8 protein-coding genes and 1 pseudogene are annotated in these 6,743 nt (G+C 61.0%); 7 read left to right on the top strand and 2 right to left on the bottom strand.

The window, feature by feature from the left end:
- The 3 genes and pseudogenes from DBV08_RS31250 to DBV08_RS33100 form a co-directional block, all read left to right on the top strand.
- Nucleotides 1–537, top strand: a 537-nt coding sequence (locus DBV08_RS31250) for a TetR/AcrR family transcriptional regulator (protein ID WP_148090801.1), incomplete at its 5' end; no start/stop codon positions are given.
- Nucleotides 538–641: 104 nt separating this feature from the next.
- A pseudogene (locus DBV08_RS33180) lies at nt 642–752 on the top strand (TetR/AcrR family transcriptional regulator); the annotation flags it as partial.
- 208 nt (nt 753–960) lie between these two features.
- A complete protein-coding gene (locus DBV08_RS33100) occupies nt 961–1,218 on the top strand; it encodes a hypothetical protein (protein WP_260395823.1) in 258 nt (85 codons plus the stop codon).
- Between the two features lie 107 nt (nt 1,219–1,325).
- Here DBV08_RS33100 and DBV08_RS31240 read toward each other — a convergent pair whose 3' ends face one another.
- Entirely contained in the window at nt 1,326–2,045 is a 720-nt protein-coding gene (locus DBV08_RS31240) for a TetR/AcrR family transcriptional regulator C-terminal domain-containing protein (protein WP_124569959.1), read from the bottom strand.
- Here DBV08_RS31240 and DBV08_RS31235 point away from each other — a divergent pair.
- From DBV08_RS31235 to DBV08_RS31220, 4 genes are all read left to right on the top strand, one after another.
- Nucleotides 1,939–3,600 carry an ice-binding family protein gene (locus tag DBV08_RS31235; protein ID WP_311717383.1) on the top strand — a complete coding sequence of 554 codons (1,662 nt, stop codon included), beginning with the start codon at nt 1,939–1,941 and terminating at the stop codon, nt 3,598–3,600. The genes DBV08_RS31240 and DBV08_RS31235 overlap by 107 nt on opposite strands.
- On the top strand, nt 3,601–4,254 hold the full coding sequence (locus DBV08_RS31230; protein ID WP_124569955.1) for a class F sortase: 654 nt from the start codon (nt 3,601–3,603) through the stop codon (nt 4,252–4,254).
- 95 nt (nt 4,255–4,349) lie between these two features.
- Nucleotides 4,350–5,501: an alkane 1-monooxygenase gene (locus DBV08_RS31225; RefSeq protein WP_124569953.1), complete on the top strand. Its 1,152-nt coding sequence runs from the start codon at nt 4,350–4,352 to the stop codon at nt 5,499–5,501.
- On the top strand, nt 5,498–5,827 hold the full coding sequence (locus tag DBV08_RS31220) for a hypothetical protein (protein ID WP_124569951.1): 330 nt from the start codon (nt 5,498–5,500) through the stop codon (nt 5,825–5,827). The genes DBV08_RS31225 and DBV08_RS31220 overlap by 4 nt, the downstream gene beginning before the upstream one ends.
- A gap of 181 nt (nt 5,828–6,008) precedes the next feature.
- Here the strand turns inward: DBV08_RS31220 and DBV08_RS31215 are convergent, their stop codons facing one another.
- Nucleotides 6,009–6,620, bottom strand: a complete 612-nt coding sequence (locus DBV08_RS31215) for a recombinase family protein (RefSeq protein WP_124569949.1) — start codon at nt 6,618–6,620, stop codon at nt 6,009–6,011.
- Nucleotides 6,621–6,743 lie beyond the last annotated feature (123 nt).

The following is a 6,743-nucleotide window of genomic DNA, read 5'->3' as shown; positions in this document are numbered from 1 at the left end:
ACGGGATACGCGGGCACTAGCATCAACGACAACCTCGCGATCTCCGACACCACCAAAGGCGCGATGTACTTCAACTTCTCGAAGAAGGAATCCATCGCGAGCGAGATGCTCCGGCGCTGGTCCGTTGCAGTTTCCGACACAGTGGGGAAGGCTGCAGCGACAGGGCAACCCGCCGACCGACAAGTCCTGATGATCTACCGCGAACTCGCCCGCCGCACCCAAAACGAGCCGACTATCCGCGCCGGCCTCGTCCTGTCCGTCGATCAGTCACTCAGTGGCGCCTGTGCCACCTACGAATCGTGGACCGACGCTCTCACGCCGATCGCCGTCGACGCTATTCGTTCCGGCGCCCTCGACTGCGCGGAAAGCATGTCTCGGCTCGCAGACACTCTCTGCGCCGGATTCGTAGGCGCAGTGCAGGTTGCCGTTAGCCTCGACGAAAATCACACCATCACCAAACGAGTCGACGATCTGCTGCTGATGTGGCGCGGAACCGACCCGGCAGCCGTCCGCATGGTCGAAGGAGCATTCCTGTGAGCAGACCCAACGAATCGGCACACACCCCAGAAAGCCTGGAAAGCGCTGCCACCACGAGAACCCGCCCTCGGATCGGGCGCATCCCCGGCAGCAAGAACTCAGTAATGCAGGACCGCGCAGTGCGAACACGCGAAGCGATCATCGCCGTCGCAGCCCGTCAATTCGACACCGACGGATACGGCCACACCAGCATGAACACCATCAGCCACACCGGAAAATTCGCCAAAGGCGCGATATACTACCACTTCTCATCGAAAGAGGCGATCGCCGAACGCCTCATCTCGGGCTGGAACCACACCCTCGCCGAAACCATCAGCGACGTACTGGCGGCCAGTCCGAGCAGCACGGCAGGGGGAGAAGCTGACAGCGATCTTTATCTCGCTCGCACAGCACATCGGCGAAGACACCAACCTGCGGTCCGGCATGAAACTCGCCCTCGAACCGACCATCAACAACGGCGCAGCATTTGCACACTGGGTCGACGGCAGCAGCGACATCATCGAAACCGCCATCACCCACGGCGAACTCACCGACACTCCCACCACACACCGACTTGTATGGAATCTGTGCGCCGGCACCCTCGGGGCTGCTCACGCCGCATCGGCTTTGCGTGAACATGTCGAACTCACAGTCCGGATAGACTACGTGGTGACAGCGCACCTGCGCAGCACACTCGCTTGACCCGCAGATTATGCGGGAACGCTGACATCGCAATGGAATGTAGGGATCAGTCAATCACGCACACGACACGATCAGGCTCCGGCGCACTGCCGGACGACGCTGAATGGTCAGGCTTCTGCACTCTTCGGCGGCGAAGCCGTCGCCAGACCCTCCAGAAGAATTGCCAGTCCGCGCTCGAGTTCGTCCCGTCCGTCGTAGTGAGCCATGATCGTGGCCATCGACCGCAACCTCGGGAACTCGGCGAGCGGAAGCCGGTGCAGGCCTAGCCGCAGCAGATCGTCCGTCTCCTCGGGCTTTTCGACTATTTCTTGAAGCTCGTTGAGAATGTGCCCGTTGAGGAAACCGAAGACCGCCCGGAAGATGTGCAAAGCGTCTGCGGGGGTGAAACCAGCGTGTATCAACAGTTCGAGAATCGCCTCGAGGTAGCGCAGCGTCCCCGGAGGACGCAATCCGAGCGGCGTCGCCAGTGGCCGTGTGACCAGCAAAGGGACCACGTTGGGATGCTCGAGCGCGAGGCGGCGATACCTATACGCAACCGCGTGCAGTTGCCCTCTCCAGTCGCGATCGGACGGATCGACGACCAGTTGTTCGAGCACGGTCTCCACGACCCCGTCCAACAGCGCCGCCTTGTTTTCCGCATACCGGTAGAGAGTCATCGGATTTCTGTCGAGCGCTTTCCCGAGCCGCCGCATGGAAAGGCCTTCCACGCCTTCCTCGTCGATGATCGCCAACGCCGTCGACAGAACCACGGCACGATTGATCGACGTTTCACGGCCTACAACTGGAAACGGTTCCACGCTGACGCGCTTCGAGGGGGTTTCGATCATCCACGAAACATACACCGTATGCCTACGTATTGACAGAACAGGCCGATTGGTTTATCTTTCAAATACGTCTTGCGTGTACAACGTATACACACATCGTATAACCGGAATGTCCGGATTTACGTGGGCGCTCATCGATACGTCCCGGCGCCGGAGTCGGCGCGGACGTTCGGACTCACTTTCGTCGCGTGAGTCCCTTCTTCAAAGGATCGAAGATGAACAGAACATGACAGCACCCACCGCAACACGACGCTCGCGGTTCTTTCAATTCTCAGGCATTGCAACGATTTCCGTATTCTCCGTCGGCATTCTCGTCCTGCCGGCCGGCACTGCCGGCGCGGAAGCGACCGCTGTCGGGCTCGGCACCGCTGAGCCCTTTGCAGTCCTTGCCGGAGCAGGAATCACCAACACCGGACCGACAACCCTCGGTGGCGATATCGGCACGTATCCGACGCCGACCATCACCGGTGTATCGGACCTGACGATCACCGGCACCAACCATGGTGGCGACGCGGTATCGCAGGGAGCGAAACCCGACGTGTTGACTGCCTACAACACTCTCGCCGGTCAGGGCCCCACACAACCGACCGGAGCTGACTTGACCGGTCGGACATTGGTTTCGGGTGTCTACAATTCCGGTTCGTCGATCGCCCTCTCGGGTACCGTCACCCTCGACGCTCAAGGTGACCCGGATGCCGTCTTCGTCTTCCAAGCCGGATCAACGCTGATCACGTCGTCGTCGAGCACCGTCGCGTTGATCAACGGGACGCAGGCATGCAATGTTTTCTGGCAGGTTGGTAGCTCCGCCACTCTCGGCACCAATTCCGTGTTCCGAGGAAACCTGTTGGCGCTGACGGACATTACGGCCACCACGGAGGCCACCGTCGAGGGTCGCCTGTTGGCGATCAACGGCGCGGTCACTCTCGATACGAACACCATAACGACCCCCACCTGCGCGCCTCCGGTCACGACCACAACCCCGACCGCCACTACGACGACTACGGTCCCGCCCGACACGACAACCACCACGACGGCCGTCCCGCCCGACACGACGACAACCACCACGACGGTCGTGCCGCCGGAGGTGACTACAACCACGACTGTGGTCCCGCCGGTGGTGACTACAACCACGACTGGTACACCGGTGGAAGCGACGACCACCACACCAGGGCCGAACGGCACGACTACAACCACTGTGGACGTACCGCCGATCATCACGACCAGCCGAAACAATCCGTCCATACCCGTGATTCCCGGTTTACCGCCACTACCGGGAACACCTCCGACTGTGCCCGGGACGGTAACCGTCCCGTCTCAGGTCCCGACGACGTCTGCTTCACGAACGAGTGCCCCGACCACTCAACCTGAAAGACCCGAATCCCCAACTGGCCGAACCCCTCAGGTACCGCAGGTACCACGAGGCTCGGTCGACACCGGCGACGGAAGCACACAATCCCAACGCGCCGACCAGTCCAGTGGAGGGTGGATCGCCCTGCTCGTCGGCTTCTTCGGCGTCGTGGCTATATCGGCCCTCGTCCTCCGTCGGACAAGTCGATAGATGAAAGACAAAGACTCCGTGATGGCTCCGCGAACTCGCCGAGCCATCACGGCTCTCGCCCTTACTGTTTCAGTACTCGTCACGGTGGTCGGATGCGCCGGTGGACAATCCGACAGCGGAAATTCACAACCACATTCGTCGCCTCGACAAGACACCACATCCGCGCCGCGCGCCACTGACCCTGCACTGCCCGAAAGGGCGCCGGTAACTGCTGACCACCGCCCCGTGCGACTCGAAATCCCGTCCATCAGCGTCGATACCGACATCATCGATCTCGGACTCGATACCGATGGAGCACTTGAGGTCCCACCGGATGGGAAGGCCGCGGGGTGGTACACCGGGGCTCCCGCCCCCGGCGAGGTCGGGCCGGCAATCATCGCCGGCCACGTCGACTGGGAAGGCACCGACGGGGTCTTCTTCGATCTGCGAAATCTCGAACCAGGGGCCGATATCATCGTCACCCGCGCAGACGGAAGTCGCGCAGTGTTCACCGCTACCAGTGTCGAACACTTCCCCAAGGACGACTTTCCCACCGACGTTGTATACGGCGACCTCGACCACCCCGGACTCCGGCTCATCACGTGCGGTGGATCCTTCGACGAAACCGCACGCAGTTACAACGACAACATCATCGCATTCGCCGACCTGGCCTAACCGCCTGAGACGCCGCAGCACACCACTTCGAAAGTCCGCACGAACCGTTGGAGAGCAATGACCGTATTCCACTTTCCCGTGCTCGAGAAGTTTCGATGACAGACACCGACGACATTCGAGCGAGCGCCGAAGCAGGTGTCGACGTTCCTGCATGGCGGGATCGGAAGCGTTACTGGTGGCCGTTGGGATTGCTGATCCCGCTGAGTCCCTTCCTGTCCTGGCTGCTGGTCGAACATTTACACCTCGGCCTGTTCTGGGCGACCGGTGCCTGGATCCTGATTCTCGTCATCCCGATCGTCGACGTCGCAGTCGGCGCCGATGGCCGCAGCCCACCTGACAACGTGATCGCGGAATTGCAGGATGACCGGTACTACCGATGGTGCACCTACCTGTTCGTGCCGCTGCAATACGGGGGTCTCGTCTTCGCCGCATGGTGCTGGTCGCACGCCCCGATGGCAACCGGAGAGAAAATCGCACTGGCGATGACCGTCGGCGTCGTGGCGGGCGTCGGTATCAATGCCGCACACGAACTAGGCCACAAAAACAGCCGCCTCGAGCGGCGGTTGGCGAAAATTGTGCTCGCTCAATCGTTCTACGGGCACTTCTACATCGAGCACAATCACGGTCACCACGTCAACGTTGCGACGCCGCGCGATCCCGCCAGTGCTCGTTTCGGGGAATCTTTCTGGATATTCCTGCCCCGCAGCGTATTCGGAGGTCTGAAATCGGGGTGGCTGATCGAATCGGCACGTCTGCGCCGACAAGGTTCACCGGTACTGTCGCCTCGAAACAACATCGTGCAGGCATGGTCGCTGAGCGCCGCACTGTTCGGGACTTTGATCACCTTATTCGGGTGGCAGATATTGCCCTGGCTGTTCCTGCAAGCCTTAGCCGGGATAACTTTCCTCGAGGCCGCAAACTACCTTGAACACTACGGATTGCTCCGTGTGCGAAGGCAAGACGGTAGCTTTGTCAAAGCCAGGCCCGAAGACAGTTGGAACAGTGATCATCTCGTGTCCAACTTGTTCCTGTACCAATTACAACGACACAGCGACCATCACGCGAATCCGCGACTGCGCTACCAATCTCTGCGCAGCGCTCCAACCGCTCCGCAACTCCCTGCCGGGTACGCGGTGATGATCGTCTGCGCTGCCGTACCACCACTGTGGCGGCGGATCATGGATCACCGTGTCCTCGGCTACTACAACGGCAACGTCGAGCTCATTCACACCAAGGCGACGATATGAATGACAATGCCCGAGACGACGACCACAGCGACGGGCACTACACGGCCACCGGGCCGACCAAACACGCCAGAGCTGCGTACCAGCCGGCGCGCACCCGGCTCAGACGCGCCGCACCGAGCCTGGACGTCGTCGCTGCCGCGGAGTACCTGTTGACCCAGCCCGACGCATACCTCTATCGCCGCCGGTACCTCGACCTGATCGCCCAAACCCCCGGGCCCGACGGAACATCGATCACCGACTACGCCGCAGCGGAACGCTACCTCCTCACCAGCGCCGCAAAACTCCATTGCCAATCATGCAACTCCGCCCCCCACAAGAACCGATAAACGAACCATCGGCATAGCAGAACAGTGAAAACCACAGTGAGCACACATCGCCACACCGCGAAGGCCGCGACGGCAGTGGTGAATTACTGCCCCCCGGGACAAGTCGTCGAAAGCTTCCACGCTACCTCGAAAACCCTCGTTCGCTGTGCTACCGAAAATGTCGAGCGTTGACGTGACGGACTCACTCTCGGGTAGTTTCAGAGTGTCGGGGGCATTCCGCAGCCCGTTCGGTGCGCGCCAACTCGATATTCGCGTATAACGCTGATCGCTTCAAACCTGTATTCCGGCATAGTGTTTCGATCTTGAACTGTCCGGTCTCGTACGTTTGCAGCAGGTATGCACGCTCTACCGGGGTGAGCTTGTGCTGACGGCCTTTCATCTTGCCTGCCGCCGCCGCGGCCGCAACGGCATCTCGGGTCCTGCTTCGGATCAGGTCTGATTCGAATTCGGCCATCAGTCCGAGTACTCCGATGAACATCTTGCCCATCGGATCGTCCGGGTCGTAGATCTTCCCGTCGATCGACAAGGCAACACCCCTATCTGCCAGTCGCCCTACTGTCTCGTGAAGGTCCTTCGCGCACCGGGAGAGTCGATCAGGTTTGGTCACGCAGAAGACGTCGCGATCGCGGGCAGCGTCGATCGCGTTGCCAAGTCCGGGCCGCCGGGTCTGCCGGCCGCTGATTCCGTGATCGACGTAGACCCGGTCGTGGTCGACTCCCTCCTTGGCGAGAAGCTCGACCCGAATCGACGAATCTTGTTCCGCCGTACCGACCCGCGCGTAGCCGATCTTCATTCCGCTCCCGATCTAGCCGCGTTTTCGGTCGTATCGTCATGGGGCATATCGAGGGGTGTCGAACGCGTGGATTCTGTACGGGGTCGAAGGGCGAAACTCGCTGCGGCGGGGCTGATTTTCGCT

This window comes from Rhodococcus sp. KBW08 (assembly GCF_003852455.1).
GTDB classification, from domain to species: Bacteria; Actinomycetota; Actinomycetes; order Mycobacteriales; family Mycobacteriaceae; genus Rhodococcus_F; species Rhodococcus_F baikonurensis.
This window is presented reverse-complemented; position numbering and strand designations above follow the sequence as displayed.